Genomic DNA, 17,003 nt, shown 5'->3' with positions numbered 1-17,003 from the left:
ATGAACCTCTCCACTTCCGTCTCCGCCCTCAAGGCGGCCGAGCCCGCGACCGCCATGCGCCGCTCGCGGGGCCACTGGGCCAACGTCGGTGCGCGCCTGGTGCGCAATCCCGGGGCCATGATCGCTGCTGCCGTGCTGCTGCTGCTGATCGTGGCGGCCATTGCCGCCCCCTGGGTGATGCCGGGCGATCCGTTTGCCGCCTCGATGTTCTCGCGCCTGAAACCCATCGGCACCGCCGGCCATCTGCTGGGCACCGACGAACTGGGGCGCGACATGTTCTCGCGCCTGCTGCTGGGTGGCCGGCTGTCGCTGTTCATGGGCATCACGCCGGTGCTGCTGGCCTTCGTCATCGGCAGTGCGCTGGGCATCGTGGCCGGTTACGCGGGTGGCTTCACCAACACGGCCATCATGCGCAGCATCGATATCCTTTACGCCTTTCCTTCGGTGCTGCTGGCCATTGCGCTGTCGGGGGCGCTGGGTGCGGGCATCTTCAATGCGCTCACGTCGCTGACCATCGTCTTCGTCCCGCAAATTGCGCGCATTGCAGAAAGCGTCACCACCCAGGTGCGGCGCAGCGATTACGTCGATGCGGCGCGCGCCTCCGGCGCCAGTGCCTTCACCATCGTGCGCGCGCACGTCCTGGGCAACGTGCTGGGACCGATCTTCGTCTATTCCACCAGCTTGATTTCTGTCTCGATGATCCTGGCCTCGGGCTTGTCCTTCCTCGGCCTGGGCGTCAAGCCGCCCGAGCCGGAATGGGGCCTGATGCTCAACACCCTGCGCACGGCCATCTACACCCAGCCTTGGGTGGCGGCCTTGCCGGGCGCCTTCATCTTCGTCACCTCGATTTCCTTCAACCTGTTGTCCGACGGCCTGCGCTCGGCCATGGAGGTCAAGCAATGAGCCTGTCTGCCTCGCTCCTGAACCAGGACCCGCGTGATGTCGGCGGCCCGCGCCAGCCGCTTTTGGGTGTGCGCCAACTGCTGAAGCATTTTCCGCTCAAGCAGCAGGGCCTGCCCTTGCTGCGCGGTCCGGCCCATGCGGTGCGTGCGGTCGATGGCGTGAGCTTCGACATCATGAAAGGCGAAACCCTGGGCGTAGTCGGTGAATCCGGCTGCGGCAAGTCCACCACGGCGCGCGTGCTGATGCAGCTGATCGAACAGGACAGCGGCGAACTGGTCTTCGACGGCCAGACCGTAGGTTCGCGCACCATGCCCTTGCGCCAGTTCCGGCGCCAGGCACAGATGGTGTTCCAGGACAGTTATTCCTCGCTCAATCCGCGCATGACCATCGAGGATTCGATCGCCTTTGCGCCCACCGTGCATGGCCTGCCCGCGCGCGAAGCCATCGCCCGCGCACGCAGCCTCCTGGCGCGCGTGGGCCTGCAGCCGGAACGCTTCGCCGGACGCTATCCGCATGAACTCTCCGGCGGCCAGCGCCAGCGCGTCAACATTGCGCGCGCCCTGGCGCTGGAGCCGCGCCTGGTGATCCTGGATGAGGCCGTCTCGGCGCTGGACAAATCGGTGGAGGCGCAGGTGCTGAACCTGCTGCAGGACCTGAAGCAGGAATTCGGCCTCACCTATCTGTTCATCAGCCACGATCTGAACGTGGTCCGTTTCATCTCCGACCGCGTGCTGGTGATGTACCTGGGCCAGGTGGTCGAGGTCGGTCCGGCCGAGCAGGTGTTCGACACCCCGCGCCATCCCTACACGCGCGCGCTGTTGCGCTCCATGCCCAGCATGGACCCCAGCCGCCGCACCGAAGAAGCGCCGCTGGCGGGCGACCCGCCCAACCCCATCAATCCGCCCCCGGGCTGCCGCTTCCATACCCGCTGCCAGTTCGCGCAGCCGGTCTGCCAGCAGCGCGCGCCGGCCTTCGTCGAGGCCGCACCGGAACACGGCGTGGCCTGCCTGCGCTATGAACCCGGCAGTGGCTATGACGACGCCGGCTTCGAAGCCGGCATGCTCAACAAGGAGCTGCAACATGGCTGATGCATCCAAGAAGGCGATGGTGCGCCTGCGTGACCTGCGGGTCACCTTCAAGGCCCCTGGCAAGACCATCCGCGCCGTCAGCGGCGTGGACCTGGAGGTAGCCGAGGGCGAGGTGGTGGCCTTGATCGGTGAATCGGGCTCGGGCAAGAGCGTCACGCTGCGTTCCATCATGCGGCTGCATCCCGAGGCGCGCACCCGCATCGAAGGTGGACTGGAAGTCGATGGCCGCGACGTCCTGGCGATGACCGGCCGCGAACTGTCCGCCCTGCGCGGCGACAGCGTGGCGATGATTTTCCAGGAACCCTTGCTGGCGCTCGATCCGGTCTATACCGTGGGGGCGCAGATCGCCGAGACCATTCGCCGCCACAAGAAGGTCTCGGCCGCCCAGGCCCGCGCGCAAGCCCTGGCGCTGTTCGAGAAGGTCCGCATCCCCAGCCCGGAGCGGCGGCTCGATGCCTATCCCCACGAGATGTCCGGCGGCATGCGCCAGCGCGCCATGATCGCACTGGCGCTGTCCTGCTCGCCCAAGGTCCTGCTGGCCGATGAACCCACCACGGCGCTCGATGCCACGGTGCAGATCCAGATCCTGCTGCTGCTGCGCGAGCTGCAGCGCGAGCTGGGCCTGTCGATCATCTTCGTCACCCACGACATCGGCGCGGCCGTCGAAGTGGCCGACCGCATCGCGGTGATGTATGCCGGGCGCATCGTCGAGCAGGGACCGGCCTCGCAACTGCTGGCCCAGCCGCGCCATCCCTACACCATGTCGCTGTTGCAAAGCCGCAGCCATGGCGCCATGCAGAAGGGCCAGCGCCTGCAGACCATTCCCGGCGCGCCGCCCGACCTGGCCAACCTGCCGCCGGGCTGTGCCTTCGCCGAGCGCTGCCCGCATGCGCAAGCCGATTGCCTGGCCCGGCAGCCGGCCGAACAAGCCGTGGGCGAGCAACATACGGTACGCTGCCTGCGTGCCGAAGCACTGCAGCTGGCCGCGGCCTGATCCATGAGCGCGCCGCTCTCCCTCCCACCCCGACCTGACAAGGAAACCGCATGAGTGCCGATGCTTTCACCGCCCGCTGCTTCGTCCCCTATCCCTTCGTCCCCCAGCCGCAGGCCGCCAGCGGCCCCCTGGCTGGCGTGCGCCTGGCGGTCAAGGACATCTTCGACGTGGCGGGCTATCCCACCGGCTGCGGCAATGCGCACATGCTGGCCCTGTCCGGCATCAAGGTCGCGTCTGCCCCGGCGGTGCAGTCGCTGCTGCAAGCGGGCGCGCAATTCGTCGGCAAGGTGGTCACCGATGAACTGGCCTTCTCGATGAACGGCAAGAACGCCCACTTCGGCACGCCCCGCAATGGCGGCGCGCCCGAGCGGATTCCGGGCGGCTCCAGTTCCGGGTCGGCCTCGGCGGTCTCCAACGGCCTGGCCGACCTGGCCCTGGGCACCGATACCGGCGGATCGGTCCGGGTGCCGGCCAGCCATTGCGGCCTGATCGGCTTGCGCCCTACCCATGGCCGAGTACCGCTTGCGGGGGTGATGGACCTGGCCAGCAGCTTTGATACCTGCGGCTGGTTTGCACGCGACATGGAGGTGTTCACCCGCGCAGGTGCGGTCTTGCTGGGCGAGGACAGCGCACCCTTGCCGCAGGCGCCGCGTGTGCTGGTCGCCAGCGACGTGCTGGGCCTGCTGGCGCCGCGCGTGCAGGCCCAGTTTGCGCAGGTGCTGGAACGCCTGGCGGGCGTGCTGGGTGCGCCGCAGCCGGTCACGGCGGCGACCCCTTCCTTTGATGCGCTGTACTGGGCGTTTCGCCACATCCAGGGCTATGAGGCCTGGCAGGCCCATGGCGAGAACATCAGCCGTTACGGCTTCCAGCTGGGGCCGGGCGTGGCCGAACGCTTTGCCTGGTCGGCCACCATCACGGCGCAGCAGATGCAGGAACACAGCGCCGTGCGCGAGACCTTCCGCGCCGGCTTCACCGGCCTGCTGGGCAACGACGGCGTGCTGCTCTTGCCCAGCGCGCCGGATGCGGCACCGCTGCTGACCGATTCGGAACAGTCGCTGGAAGACTATCGCAACCAGGCGGTGCGCATGCTCTGCCTGTCCGGGCTGTCGGGATGTCCGCAGATCTCGCTACCCTTGATGCAAATCGACGGAGCGCCGTTCGGACTGTCCCTGATCGCACCGCCCGGCAGTGACCGTTCGTTGATCGATTACGCAGCGAGACTGATGCATGCCTGCACCTGACACCGCCGCGCGCGTGATCCTGGCGCAAGCGCTGACGCAGGAGGCCTTCGCGGCCTATGGGGTCTTGATTGCGCCGGGCCCGTCCGAGCGCGACATCAACTTCGGCACCACGCGCCGCTACGACGACGTGGCCAGCCTCGATGTGGACGACGAGGGCGGCCGCGCCTGCGTGGCCATCTTCCGCACGCAGGGGCAGGGCGATCCGGCAACCTATCCGCTGTGCGCCTTTGAACGCCACCGCCTGGGCAGCCAGAGCTTCATTCCGCTGGGGGCCAGCCGCTGCCTGGCGGTGCTGGCCGGCGACGGTGAGCGGCCGGATGAGTCGGCCATTGCCGCCTTCGTGATCGAGCCGGGACAGGGCGTCACCCTGCGGCGCGGAGTCTGGCACCATCCTTTGATCACCCTCGGTGCGGCCGATGTGCTGGTCATCGAACGTGCGGCCGCGCAGGTCGATTGCGAGGTCGTCATGATGTCCACGCAGGCGCAAGTGAAGTTGCCTGCGGCCTGAGCCGCATGCTGGCGCCGGGCCGCAGGCGCCGAATCCTGCAATAATGACGGATTCTCACCGCCGTGACCGCGCCGCGCCGCGCGCAGGTCCGGCTTCCGATTCCATTGCCTTGCCATGCTTCACGCCGTTTGCGCCTCCATCCTGTGGGGCCTGTTCCCGCTGTATTTCAAGTTGCTCAAGGAGATTCCCTCCTTCGATATCGTCGTGCACCGCCTCTTCTGGTCCTGCGTGTTCCTGGTGGCCGTGCTGGCCTGGCGGCGGCAATGGCGCTGGGTGGGCGAGGTCATCAAGCGGCCCATGGTGGTGCTGGGCTTCCTGCTCTCGGCCCTGCTGCTGACCGGCAACTGGACCCTGTATGTCTGGGCCGTCAACGCCGGGCGCATCGTCGATACCAGCCTGGGCTACTTCATGAGCCCGCTCATGAGCGTCTTCATGGGCTACCTGATCCTGAAGGAGCGCATGCGTCCCCTGCAATGGCTGGCGGTCTTCCTGGCACTCGGTGCCGTGATCTGGCTGACCTTCGCCAACGGCAGCCTGCCGTGGATCTCGCTGCTGATCGCGCTGACCTTCGCCTTCTATGGCCTCTTGCGCAAGACCGCGCACCTGGGCGCACTCGAGGGCCTGTCGCTGGAAACCTTGCTGATGCTGCCGCTGGTGCTGGTGATCCTGGGCGTGGATACTTTGCGTGACAGCAACGCCTTCACCCATGCATCGACCTCGGCCAAAATCTTGCTGGCCCTGTGCGGCCCGATCACGGCGGTGCCGCTGCTGCTCTTTGCCCATGGCGCGCGCCGCATCCCCTTGTCGATGCTGGGGCTGATGCAATACATTTCGCCTACCATCCAGCTGCTGGGGGGCGTGCTGATCTACGGCGAGCCCTTCAGCGGGGCGCGCGCCATCGGCTTTTGCGTGATCTGGGTGGCGCTCGCGGTATACTCCGCCGAAGGCTTGTGGCGCTACCTGCGCACCCGCGCGCAAAGCTCGGCAGAGCCCAGCGCCGGCGGCGCTTGATCGCTGCCCTATCGTTTTCCTCTCACTGGCAACTCATACCATGGCCCAATACGTCTTTACCATGAACCGCGTCGGCAAGATCGTGCCGCCGAAGCGGCAGATCCTCAAGGACATCTCGCTGTCCTTCTTCCCCGGCGCCAAGATCGGCGTGCTCGGCTTAAACGGCTCGGGCAAGTCCACCCTGCTCAAGATCATGGCCGGCATCGACAAGGAAATCGAGGGTGAAGCCATCCCGATGCCCAACCTGAACATCGGCTACCTGCCGCAGGAACCCCAGCTCGATGCCGACAAGACCGTGCGCCAGGAAGTCGAGAGCGCGCTCGGTGAAGTCTTCGAAGCCCAGGCCAAGCTGGACGCGGTCTATGCCGCCTATGCCGAAGAAGATGCCGACTTCGACGCCCTCGCCACCGAGCAGGCGCGCCTGGAAGCCATCATCGCCGCTGCTGACGGCAACAGCCTCAACCAGCAGCTGGAAATGGCCGCCGACGCCCTGCGCCTGCCGCCCTGGGACGCCAAGATCGGCGTGCTCTCCGGTGGTGAAAAGCGCCGCGTGGCGCTGTGCAAGCTGCTGCTCTCCAAGCCCGACATGCTGCTGCTGGACGAACCGACCAACCACCTGGATGCCGAATCGGTGGACTGGCTGGAGCAGTTCCTGCAACGCTTCCCCGGCACCGTGGTGGCCATCACCCACGATCGCTACTTCCTCGACAACGCCGCCGAATGGATCCTGGAACTGGACCGCGGCCACGGCATCCCCTGGAAGGGCAACTACAGCTCCTGGCTGGAACAGAAGGAAGCCCGCCTGAAGCAGGAAGAGGCCAGCGAATCGGCCCGCCAGAAGACCATCGCCAAGGAACTGGAGTGGGTGCGCCAGAACCCCAAGGGCCGCCAGGCCAAGAGCAAGGCGCGTCTGGCCCGCTTCAACGAGCTCTCCGAATACGAATACCAGAAGCGCAACGAGACCCAGGAAATCTTCATTCCCGTGGCCGAGCGCCTGGGCAATGAAGTCATCGAATTCAAGAACGTCAGCAAGGGCTATGGCGACCGCCTGCTGATCGACAACTTGAACTTCAAGATTCCGGCCGGTGCCATCGTCGGCATCATCGGTCCCAACGGCGCCGGTAAGTCGACCCTGTTCCGCATGCTGGCCGGCCGTGAAACCCCGGACAGCGGCGAACTGGTGCTGGGCCCCACCGTCAAGGTCTCGCTGGTGGACCAGTCGCGTGAAGACCTGGGCAACAAGAAGACGGTCTTTGAAGATGTCTCGGGTGGTGCCGACATCCTCACCGTGGGCCGTTTCGAAATGCCCTCGCGCGCCTACCTGGGCCGCTTCAACTTCAAGGGCGGCGACCAGCAGAAGGTGGTCGGCAACCTCTCCGGCGGTGAGCGTGGCCGTCTGCACCTGGCCAAGACCCTGCTGCAGGGCGGCAACGTCCTGCTGCTGGACGAACCGTCCAACGACCTCGACGTGGAAACCCTGCGCGCCCTGGAAGATGCGCTGCTGGAATTTGCCGGCACCGTGCTGGTGATCTCCCATGATCGCTGGTTCCTGGACCGTATCGCCACCCACATCATCGCCTTCGAAGGCGATTCGCAGGTCACCTTCTTCGACGGCAACTATCAGGAATACGAAGCCGACAAGAAGAAGCGCCTCGGCGAAGAAGCCGCCAAGCCCAAGCGTATCCGTTACAAACCGGTTACGCGTTGATGGCTTGACTGAAATGGTTGAGAAAACGCCGCTGGTTCCAGCGGCGTTTTTTTTTTCGTCCGTGCAGTGGAACGTCGTCGGAGGTAAAGAGTTGTAGGGACGCATGACGCCACCCATCGCGCTGGCTACCATCGTGGATCACAAGACTAAGGGAGCCCCGATGACAATCCGCCTCATGCCCACGCTGTTGCTTGCGATGGTGGCCGTCCTGTCCGGCTGTGCCACCTCGCAACCGGTCACGCAGATCGACAAGGACACCTACCTGCTGGTGGCCAGTTCACGCTGGCACGGCAACGACGGCGTCGCCGCACAGGGTTTGCAGCAGGCCGATGACTGGTGCCGCCAGCAGGGGCGCCGTGCGCGCATCATCGGCAGCGAACGTTCGGAGGGCGTGATCGGCGTGATGCCGCCCAAGGTGATGCTTAGTTTCAAATGTGATCTTATTCGCCAGTAGGCCGTCCCACGGCCCGGGAGCCGGCAGGAATCGGCCTGCGCGGGTAGAATCACGCCCTTGCTGCGCCCACAAGGCGCGTGATCGAGGATAGAGAAGAGGCCGCCACCGGACCTGGTGCACGAAGTCTCTCCGCCGCAGTGTGCGTCATCCGCGCAATGAACATAAAAAACGCGCCATCCCGGCATGATCGTCTTCATGCACGGGCCTGTATTCAACATTCATCCATTGCCATGCTTGCCACCATTACCCGCCTCTTTCCCGTGTGGGCGCTGCTGCTTTCCGCCGCTGCCTACTTCACGCCGCCGACCTTCACACCCATCGGAAAATACATCACCCAGTTGTTGACGCTCATCATGCTGACCATGGGCGTCACCCTCACCGTGGACGACTTCAAGCGCATCATCAAGCGCCCCGCACCGGTGGCTGCCGGCATCATCCTGCACTACCTGGTCATGCCGCTGGCCGCCTGGGTCATCGCCAAGGTGCTGCGCATGCCGCCCGATCTCACCGCCGGCATGGTGCTGGTGGGCAGTGTCGCCTCCGGCACCGCCTCCAACGTGATGATCTATCTCTCGCGCGGCGATGTCGCGTTGTCGGTGACGATCTCCACGCTCTCCGCGCTGGTGTCGGTGTTCGCCACGCCGATGCTGACCGAGCTCTACGTGGATGCCTCCATCCACTTCGACGCCCACGCCATGCTGATGTCGATCGTGCAGATCGTGGTGGTCCCCATCGCGGTCGGCCTGGTGCTGAACCTGTTCGCCGGCAAGCTGATCCGCCGCATCGAGCCCTACCTGTCGCTGGTGTCGATGGTGGCCATCCTGCTGATCATCTCGGCGGTGGTTGCGGGCAGCCAGGCCAGCATCGCTTCGGTCGGCCTGGTGGTGCTGGTGGGCGTGATCCTGCACAACGGCCTGGGTTTGCTGGGTGGCTACTGGGGTGGCCGCCTGCTGGGCTTCGACGAAGCGGTCTGTCGCACGCTGGCCATCGAAGTCGGCATGCAGAATTCCGGTTTGGCGGCCGCCCTGGGCAAGCTGTATTTCACGCCGGTGGCGGCCTTGCCGGGCGCGCTGTTCTCGGTGTGGCACAACCTCTCCGGGTCGCTGCTGGCCGGCTACTGGCGTGGCCGGCCGCCACGTGACTGAAGCGCAGTTGCAGTGATGCAGCGCTGAATCCAACGGCCCGCTTCGCCTTGATGCGGGCCGTTGTCGTTGGTGCGCAGTGATGGGCAAAAACTGATTACAATCCGCCATCACCGCACGTCCCATCCATCTCCATCAGGAGGGTTTTCCATGCAAAAACGCAAGTTCCTCGGCCTCGGTGCCTCGCTGCTGGCCGCGCCCGCCGCCCTGCCGGCACTGGCTGCCGACAAGAAGCCTGGTGCTGCCGCAGGTCCGGTATTGCTCACGGTGACCGGCGACATCAGCAAGGCCAATCGCGGTCCGCTCGATCCGGCGCTGGACCAGATGATGGCCAAGCAGAAGCTGGCGTTCGACCGGGCCCACACCTTCGATTTTGCTGCGCTCGCCGCGCTGCCTTCGGTAGAGATCCATCCCACGCTGGAATACGATGGCCGCCGCCACAGCCTGCGCGGTCCGCTGCTCTCGGAAGTCTTGCGCGCCGTGGGTGGTCCCGCCACCGTGCAGAACTGTGCCCTGCGCGCCGTCGATGGCTACGCGGTGCTGGTTTCGGCGGAGGATATCGCCAAGTACCGCTTCATCATCGCCACCCATCTGGATGGCAAGCCCATCCCGCTGGGCGGACTCGGTCCGCTGTGGGCCGTGTATGACGCCGACAGCTTCCCCGAGATGAGCGCACGCCCCTTGCCGGAGCGCTTCGGCCAATGCCCGTGGGGCCTGTATCACATCGCCGTGCGCAAGGCCTGAGGCGATGTGATGGAGCGGCGCCTCAGACGTTGATGGCGCTGTCCGATTTCATGCGCTTGCGCAGTTCGAACTTCTGGATCTTGCCGGTGGAGGTCTTGGGCAGCGGACCGAAGTAGATTGCCTTGGGCACCTTGAAACCGGCCAGATGGCCCCGGCAGAATTCGGTCAGTTCGGCCGCATCGATGTTGGCCCCGTCCTTCAGTTCGACGAAGGCGCAGGGTGTCTCTCCCCATTTTTCATCCGGTTGCGCCACCACCGCTGCGGCCAGCACGGCCGGATGGCGGTACAGCACGTCTTCCACTTCCACGCTGGAAATGTTTTCGCCGCCGGAGATGATGATGTCCTTGCTGCGGTCCTTGATCTTGATGTAGCCGTCCGCATTCATCACGCCGAGGTCGCCGGTATGGAACCAGCCTCCGGCAAAGGCTTCGTGCGTGGCCTTGTCGTTCTTCAGGTAACCCTTCATGCAGATGTTGCCGCGGAACATGATCTCGCCGATCTCCTCGCCGTCGGCGGCTACCGGTTCCATGGTGTCCGGCGAGAGCACCGTCACCCCGCTCTGCAGGTGATAGCGCACGCCCTGGCGTGATTTCTGTACCGCGCGTTGATCCACCGACAGCGCGTTCCATTCATCCTGTTCCGCACACACGGCTGCCGGGCCATAGACTTCGGTAAGCCCATACACGTGGGTCAGCTCGAACTGCATCGCCTCCATCTTGGCCAGCACGGCCGCTGGCGGGGGCGCACCGGCCACCATCGCCTTGACCGGGCCACGGATGCCGGCACGCCAGCCCTCGGGGGCATTGGCCAGCGCCGCATGCACGATGGGCGCGGCGCAGTAATGCGTGATGCCATGTTCTGCGATCAGGTCGAACACCAGCTTGGGGTCGAACTTGCGCAGGCATACGTTCACGCCTGCACGGGCGGCCACGGTCCACGGGAAGCACCAGCCATTGCAGTGGAACATGGGCAGCGTCCACAGGTAGACCGGATGCTTGGGCAGATCCCATTCGAGGATGTTGGAGACCGCATTCAGGGCCGCGCCGCGATGGTGATAGACCACGCCCTTGGGGTCGCCGGTGGTGCCGGAGGTGTAGTTCAGTGCAATGGCGTCCCACTCGTCGGCGGGCCATTGCCAGTCGAAATTTTCATCGCCATCGGCCAGCAGGGCTTCGTATTCCAGATGGCCGAAACGCTCGCCGGGTACCGGCGGCGGACCCAGCACGTCGAACACCTCGACGATTTTGAGCGCCGGCAATTGCGTGCGCAACTGCTGCGCCAGCGCGGCGAATTCGCTGTCGATCAGCAGCACCTTGGCTTCGCCATGGCGCAGCATGAAGACGATGGATTCGGCATCGAGCCGGATGTTGAGGGCATTCAATACCGCACCGGCCATGGGCACGCCGAAGTGCGCCTCCACCATCGCCGGGGTATTGGGCAGCATGGCCGAGACGGTGTCGTTCTTGCCGATGCCCAGACGCTGCAGGGCGCTAGCCAGGCGGCGCGTGCGGCGATAGGTCTGGTCCCAGTCCTGGCGCAATGCGCCGTGAATGATGGCGGGACGCTGGCCATAGACGGCGGCGGCGCGCGCGATGAAATCGATGGGGGTGAGGGCCGCGTAATTGGCGGCGTTGCGGCCAAGGCCGGTGTCGAAGTCTGCCATGCTTGTCTCCTTGCTGCGGGGATGAGGGGCGCGGCCTGTGCATTTTTTATCAGCCGCCTGTTATTTTGTGAACTAGGGTAGCACCGAAGCGGCCTTGCGCTTTGTCATCACGACGACAAGGCTGACATGCGACAATGTTTGCCGTTTCCTTCCCTCTCCGACTATCCCATGAGCAGCCCGGTGGCGCAGCTTCTGCAGCAATACGACTGGTTCGCCGCGCTGGCCGGCGAGCATCGTGCGCTGGTCGCCGCCACCACCCAGTTGACGCGCTTTTCGGCCGATGCCTTCGTGGCCCGGCGCGGCGAACTCTCGCAATACTGGATCGGCGTCCATGAGGGCTTGATCAAGCTGGCCGTCTACAACATCGATGGCCGCAGCAGTACGCTCTCGGGCGTGCCCGAGGGCGGCTGGTGCGGCGAGGGCAGCGTCATCAAGCGCGAGCCGCGCCGCTATGACGTCATCGCCATCCGGGCCTCGCAGATCCTGCTGGTGCCGGCCGATACCTTCCACCGCCTCATGGCCGAGAGCCTGCCCTTCAATGCCTTCGTCATCGGCCAACTGAACGAACGCATGGGCCAGTTCATCGCCACGGTCCAGAACGAACGCCTGCTCGATGTCGATGCCCGCGTGGCCCAGGCCATTGCACAGTTGTTCCACCCGATGCTGTATCCCCGGACCTCCCAGGTGCTGGAACTGTCGCAGGAAGAGATTGGCCTCTTGACCGGGCTGTCACGCCAGCGCGTGAACCAGGCCATGCGCCACCTGGCCGAATTGGGGCTGGTGGAAATTTCCTACCAGAGCATCCGCGTGGTCGACCTCGATGGCTTGCGCGCCTTCGGCATGGCCTCGCTGTGAGCGGCCTGTCACCACGATGACAGTCTGGCGCAGGCTACCGGCTTAAGATCGGGCGAGTATTCCGGCATCGAGACTGCATCGACCCATCCATGGCCATCATCACCCATCATCACCTGCTGCTGCGTGAACTGCGTTTCGCCGCCCCGGCGCGCGTGCGGGTCTGGAAGGGGGCGGCCACCTTGAAGAGCGGGGGCGTTGCGGTCGAGTTGCAGGAGGGCGAAAGCTTCACGGTGCCGCCCTTCGTGCGATTCTCTTGCCTCGCGCATCCGCGCGTGAGCGCACACGGCATGCGCCCCGCAGTCTGGTCGCTGGCGCTGGAGACCGAAGCCAGCGCCGACATGGAACGCGCCGCCGACACCAGCAAGCCCCACGCCCGCCGTCTTGCCGCCGCCATCTTTGCGCAGCCCAGCGCCGACTGGTGCGCCGAGCGCATCGCAGGAGAGTGGCAGATCTCCACGGCCCGGCTGCGTGCCTTGCTGTTTGCCGAGGGCGAGTCATTGCGCAGCCTGGTGCGCGAGCAGCGCGTGGCCTGGGTACTGGCGCAACTGGCGCGGATGGAAGATGCCGGTGCCAGTCCCGCCGCCGCCGGGTTTGCCTCGCTGTCGGCCCTGCAGCGCGCCTGCCAGGACCTGATCGGCCTGCCGCCCGAGATTGCCGGCCGCGCCCTGTCGCTGCTGAGCAGCCATCCCCGGCCGTCCGTTGTGCTGCAGGATGACCAGGCCCGCCAGCCGCGCTACCGCCCTTATTTCTGAGGCGTCTGCGGCCGGGTGGCGGCAAGTTTGCTACCATCTGCGCTTTCCCTCAATTCTGTGTGGCCCGGTCCGGGCTGATTTCTCATGAGCAAGTTCTGGAGTCCCATCGTCAGCCGCCTGACGCCCTACACCCCCGGCGAACAACCCAAGATCGCGCGCCTGGTCAAGCTCAATACCAACGAGAGCCCGTATGGCCCGTCGCCGCTGGCCCTGCAGGCCATCGCCCGCGAGGTCAGCGACAACCTGCGCCTGTACCCCAATCCCGACGCCGAACCCCTGAAGCTGGCCATCGCCCGCCGCCATGCCGCCGACGGCATCAGCGCGCGCGAGGTGTTCGTGGGCAACGGCTCCGACGAAGTGCTGGCGCACGCCTTCCAGGCCCTGCTGCAACATGGCAAGCCCATCCTGTTTCCGGATATCACCTACAGCTTCTATCCGACCTATGCCGGCCTGTACCAGGTCGACTATCGCGCCGTGCCGCTGGCCGAGGATTTCACCCTGCGCACCGAGGATTACCTCGGCCATGGCGATGCCATCGGCGGCATCATCTTCCCCAATCCCAATGCGCCGACCGGCTGCCTGCTGGGACTGGACGAAGTGGAGCGCATCCTGCAGGGCAACCCGGAGCGCGTGGTGGTGGTCGATGAGGCTTATATCGATTTCGGCGGCGAGAGCTCCATCCCGCTGGTGCAGCGCTATCCCAATTTGCTGGTGGTGCAGACCTTCTCCAAGTCGCGCGCACTGGCCGGCATGCGGGTCGGTTTCGCAGTCGGCCATGCTGACCTGATCGATGCGCTGGAACGCGTCAAGAACAGCTTCAACTCCTACCCGCTGGACCGCCCCGCCATTGCCGGTGCCACCGCCGCCATCGAGGACGAGGACTATTTCCGCAAGACCTGCGACATGGTCATCGCCAGCCGCACCGCACTGGTGGCGCAGCTGGACGCACTGGGCTTCGAGGTGCTGCCTTCGGCGGCCAACTTCGTCTTTGCCCGCCATCCGCAGCGCGATGCCGCCGAGCTGGCCGCTGCCTTGCGCAGCGACGGCATCATCGTGCGCCACTTCAAGAGCGAGCGCATCAAGCAGTTCCTGCGGATCACCATCGGCACCGATGAGGATTGCACCGCGCTGGTGGAGGCACTGGGGCGCCACCTGAATCAACAGTAAGCTCCAGGCAGGCAAAGGGCGGCGTGCGCGCAGCGCATGCGGCCCGCTGTGCAGAAAAGCTCAGCCTGCGCGCCTCTGCGTTGCATCCCCCTCTTTCTTCCACGCCCCCGGTTGCTGGCCGCCGTCTTCTCAGCCGGTGAGCCCCCTTCCCACCTGCTGACAACATCCGTTCTCCAGACTCACTTCAGCTGCAATGCCTGCAGCGTTGGTCACGGAACGGTAACTTTCTCTGGTTACATTAGCGGTCTTTGTAAAGATTGCGCCGTCAGCAGCAGCAAGGTGCCGACGGCTCAGCTATCGCTGGAAGGACGCTTGTGAACAGGAAGCTGGGGTTCTCATTCCCTCTCCTGATACGGTTCGTGCTGGCTGCCTTGATGGCATCGGGCACCATGACAAGCCCGACCGCCGTGGCTCAGGGAAAGGGGGGAAGCATGCAACAGTCGTTCGAGTTCGATATCCCCGCCTTGCCGATGGTCGATGCGCTGGATCGATATACCATCCTCACCGGTCGTCCCACCCTCTATCCCAGCGCCCTGGTGGCTGGCCGTACCTCCTCGCCGGTGGCCGGCAGATATGGCGCCAGTGCCGCCTTGCAACTGATGCTGCAAGGCACCGGACTGACCGTGAAGGAAATCCAGGAAGGTGCGACCCAATCCTTCGTCCTGTTGCCGGCAGCAACCGATGAGGATGACGCTGCCGCAGTCACCCGCCGCGCGCATGGCCCCGATGCGGCCGCCGTCGACGAGTACGATGCACTGGTGCAGCACCGTGCCTGGGACAGGCTGTGTTCCTCCCGCCAGACTGCGCCGGGCAGTTACCGGGCATTGCTGCGCTTCGGTATCGATGCGCAAGGCCGCCTGGTCCGCCCGCGCTTGCTGGGCAGCACCGGCAATACCCGACTGGACCGCGCGCTGCCGGCAGCGCTGGAGCATCTGGACATCGGACAATCGCCGCCGGCCGGCCTGGCGCAGCCGTTCACCATGCTGATCCTGCCGCAGGGGCAACTGGCCGGGCGCTCATGTCCGACGGGGGCGTACTGAGATGAGCGAAGATGTCCGCTCGACCCTGCTGGGGCATCTGGTTTCGCGCTATGGGGATCTCAAGCGCCGCCTGACACGCTTGCTGGGCAGCGATGACCTGGCCGGTGATGCCCTGCAGGATACCTGGCTGCGCCTGCAGCGGCTGGACGCCGATACCAGCCCGATCCTCAATCCCCACGCCTTCCTGCTGCGCATGGCTGCCAACATCGCGGTCGACCAGCGACGCAGCCAGAGCCGTGCCTTGCCGCCCGGCGAGATCGCCGAATTGCTGGAGCTGGCCGATCACGCGCCAGGGCCGGCGCAGACCGCCGAGGCGCGTTCCGAGGTCCAGGCCTTGATGCTGCTGCTGGAGCGCATGCCCGCCCGTCGCCGCGAAATCCTGATCATGGTGCGCCTGGAAGGCATGCCACAAAAAGAGGTGGCGCAGCGGCTGGGGATCTCGCTGCGCACCGTCGAGCATGAACTCAAGCGCGCGCATGATTTCTGCATGTCGCGCCTGGAGGACAAAAAATGAGTGTGGATTTGCTCCCGCGCCAACGTCCTTGATAATGAGCTCCGATTGTCCCTGACCCGCACCGCCATCGTGAACAAGCCATCCGATCACCAGCCACCCTCCGCCGACGTGCTCAAGGAAGAAGCGCGCGTCTGGTTGCGGCGTCTGACCTCGGGCGAGGCGACCGAATGGGATGCCCAGGCCTTTACCCGCTGGAAGCAGACCAGCGCGGCCCACGCCTTGGCCTTTGAAGAAGCCCGGCGGCAGTGGCAGGCGCTGGGCCCGGCCATTGGCCTTCTGCTGCAAAAGGATCCGGCCATTGCGGCCCGTCACGAGCGCAGCATGCGTGCTCTGCCGGCGGGGCGACGGATGTTCCTGCGGGTAGCCGGTGGCGCCGTGGCAGCGGCCGCCGTCACGGCGATCGTCCATCCCCCCCTGCATCTTTGGCCCTCTTTTGAGGAGTGGCAGGCCGATGCGCGCACCGCCAAGGGGGAACGGCGCCAGCTCGCCATGGGGGATGGCGTCAGCGTCACCTTGAATACCCAGACCAGCATCCGCCGCGATGTGGACGACGTCGCCGGCGGCGGGCTCGAATTGATCGGCGGCGAGGCGGCAATCGACCTGGCACCCGGGGCAGCACCGTTCAGCGTGCTCGCAGGCAACGGGCGCAGCACTGCGCAGGGTGGCCAGTTCGAGGTGCGCAACCTGGACGATCGCGTATGCGTCACCTGCCTGCGCGGCGCGGTGCAGGTGCTACATCCCGCCGGCCGCTCGACGCTGGCTGCACATCAGCAATTGGTCTATGACAGGCATGCCATCGGCCCGGCGGTCGCCGTCGATGCCGAGGCGGCATCGGCGTGGCGGCGCGGCGAGCTGGTCTTCCGGCAGGCGCCCTTGGCCCGGGTGATCGACGAAATCAATCGCTATCGCCCGGGACGGGTGGTGCTGGCGGCGGGCGCACGCGCAGACAGCGCAGTCAATGGCCGCTTCGCCATCGCCGAGCTCGACAGTGCACTCGTGCAGCTGCAGTACTCCTTCGGGCTGCAGGCGCGCCGCCTTCCCGGTGGCGTCGTCGTATTGAGCTGAGAGGGCAAGATTCAGGGCCCCTGTGCTCCTGGTTCCCGACGCGCCCGATCCCACCCCGGCGCACAAAAAAGTTGGGGGTTTTTGCGGTGGCATGACGTCCTAGTAGAGACAGGTTGCGGCGCAACAGCGGCAACCCTTTTTCTCCCTCAGATGC

Annotated in this window: 17 protein-coding genes; 16 read left to right on the top strand and 1 reads right to left on the bottom strand. The window is 65.6% G+C overall.

The window, feature by feature from the left end:
• From ACLRDN_RS24500 to ACLRDN_RS24455, 10 genes are all read left to right on the top strand, one after another.
• Complete coding sequence (locus ACLRDN_RS24500) at positions 1-903, top strand: ABC transporter permease (RefSeq protein ID WP_413458395.1); 903 nt, start codon at positions 1-3, stop codon at positions 901-903.
• Positions 900-1,991, top strand: coding sequence for an ABC transporter ATP-binding protein (locus ACLRDN_RS24495; RefSeq protein WP_413458394.1), 1,092 nt, complete (start codon positions 900-902; stop codon positions 1,989-1,991). The genes ACLRDN_RS24500 and ACLRDN_RS24495 overlap by 4 nt, the downstream gene beginning before the upstream one ends.
• Positions 1,984-2,985: an ABC transporter ATP-binding protein gene (locus tag ACLRDN_RS24490; protein WP_413458393.1), complete on the top strand. Its 1,002-nt coding sequence runs from the start codon at positions 1,984-1,986 to the stop codon at positions 2,983-2,985. The genes ACLRDN_RS24495 and ACLRDN_RS24490 overlap by 8 nt, the downstream gene beginning before the upstream one ends.
• Positions 2,986-3,035: 50 nt before the next feature.
• Positions 3,036-4,226, top strand: a complete 1,191-nt coding sequence (locus ACLRDN_RS24485; protein ID WP_413458392.1) for an amidase — start codon at positions 3,036-3,038, stop codon at positions 4,224-4,226.
• Positions 4,213-4,734 (top strand): ureidoglycolate lyase, encoded by a 522-nt coding sequence (locus ACLRDN_RS24480; protein WP_413458391.1) that lies wholly within the window; start codon positions 4,213-4,215, stop codon positions 4,732-4,734. The genes ACLRDN_RS24485 and ACLRDN_RS24480 overlap by 14 nt, the downstream gene beginning before the upstream one ends.
• A 114-nt stretch (positions 4,735-4,848) precedes the next feature.
• Positions 4,849-5,745: an EamA family transporter RarD gene (gene rarD, locus ACLRDN_RS24475; RefSeq protein ID WP_413458390.1), complete on the top strand. Its 897-nt coding sequence runs from the start codon at positions 4,849-4,851 to the stop codon at positions 5,743-5,745.
• A gap of 40 nt (positions 5,746-5,785) precedes the next feature.
• A complete protein-coding gene (ettA, locus tag ACLRDN_RS24470) occupies positions 5,786-7,453 on the top strand; it encodes an energy-dependent translational throttle protein EttA (protein ID WP_413458389.1) in 1,668 nt (555 codons plus the stop codon).
• A gap of 103 nt (positions 7,454-7,556) precedes the next feature.
• Positions 7,557-7,907: a hypothetical protein gene (locus tag ACLRDN_RS24465; protein WP_413458388.1), complete on the top strand. Its 351-nt coding sequence runs from the start codon at positions 7,557-7,559 to the stop codon at positions 7,905-7,907.
• A 230-nt stretch (positions 7,908-8,137) separates the two neighbouring features.
• The gene (gene panS / locus ACLRDN_RS24460) at positions 8,138-9,052 is read left to right on the top strand and encodes a ketopantoate/pantoate/pantothenate transporter PanS (protein WP_034339914.1); all 915 of its coding nucleotides are present in this window, start codon (positions 8,138-8,140) and stop codon (positions 9,050-9,052) included.
• Between the two features lie 147 nt (positions 9,053-9,199).
• A complete protein-coding gene (locus ACLRDN_RS24455) occupies positions 9,200-9,793 on the top strand; it encodes a molybdopterin-dependent oxidoreductase (protein WP_413458387.1) in 594 nt (197 codons plus the stop codon).
• 22 nt (positions 9,794-9,815) lie between these two features.
• Here the strand turns inward: ACLRDN_RS24455 and ACLRDN_RS24450 are convergent, their stop codons facing one another.
• The gene (locus ACLRDN_RS24450) at positions 9,816-11,456 is read right to left on the bottom strand and encodes an acyl-CoA synthetase (protein WP_413458386.1); all 1,641 of its coding nucleotides are present in this window, start codon (positions 11,454-11,456) and stop codon (positions 9,816-9,818) included.
• Positions 11,457-11,636: 180 nt separating this feature from the next.
• Here ACLRDN_RS24450 and ACLRDN_RS24445 point away from each other — a divergent pair, with 180 nt between their 5' ends.
• The 6 genes from ACLRDN_RS24445 to ACLRDN_RS24420 all read left to right on the top strand — a co-directional run bounded on the left by ACLRDN_RS24445 (position 11,637) and on the right by ACLRDN_RS24420 (position 16,849).
• Positions 11,637-12,311, top strand: coding sequence for a Crp/Fnr family transcriptional regulator (locus ACLRDN_RS24445; protein ID WP_413460444.1), 675 nt, complete (start codon positions 11,637-11,639; stop codon positions 12,309-12,311).
• Between the two features lie 89 nt (positions 12,312-12,400).
• Positions 12,401-13,063 (top strand): hypothetical protein, encoded by a 663-nt coding sequence (locus ACLRDN_RS24440; protein ID WP_413458385.1) that lies wholly within the window; start codon positions 12,401-12,403, stop codon positions 13,061-13,063.
• An 84-nt stretch (positions 13,064-13,147) separates the two neighbouring features.
• Entirely contained in the window at positions 13,148-14,230 is a 1,083-nt protein-coding gene (gene hisC / locus ACLRDN_RS24435; protein ID WP_413458384.1) for a histidinol-phosphate transaminase, read from the top strand.
• Between the two features lie 431 nt (positions 14,231-14,661).
• A complete protein-coding gene (locus tag ACLRDN_RS24430; RefSeq protein ID WP_413458383.1) occupies positions 14,662-15,270 on the top strand; it encodes a TonB C-terminal domain-containing protein in 609 nt (202 codons plus the stop codon).
• Between the two features lies 1 nt (position 15,271).
• Entirely contained in the window at positions 15,272-15,784 is a 513-nt protein-coding gene (locus ACLRDN_RS24425; protein WP_413458382.1) for an RNA polymerase sigma factor, read from the top strand.
• Positions 15,785-15,829: 45 nt separating this feature from the next.
• Positions 15,830-16,849, top strand: a complete 1,020-nt coding sequence (locus ACLRDN_RS24420; RefSeq protein ID WP_413458381.1) for a FecR family protein — start codon at positions 15,830-15,832, stop codon at positions 16,847-16,849.
• The last annotated feature ends 154 nt before the right edge of the window (positions 16,850-17,003 follow it).

The organism is Herbaspirillum huttiense (assembly GCF_047300815.1).
GTDB lineage: Bacteria > Pseudomonadota > Gammaproteobacteria > Burkholderiales > Burkholderiaceae_D > Herbaspirillum > Herbaspirillum huttiense_A.
This window is presented reverse-complemented; position numbering and strand designations above follow the sequence as displayed.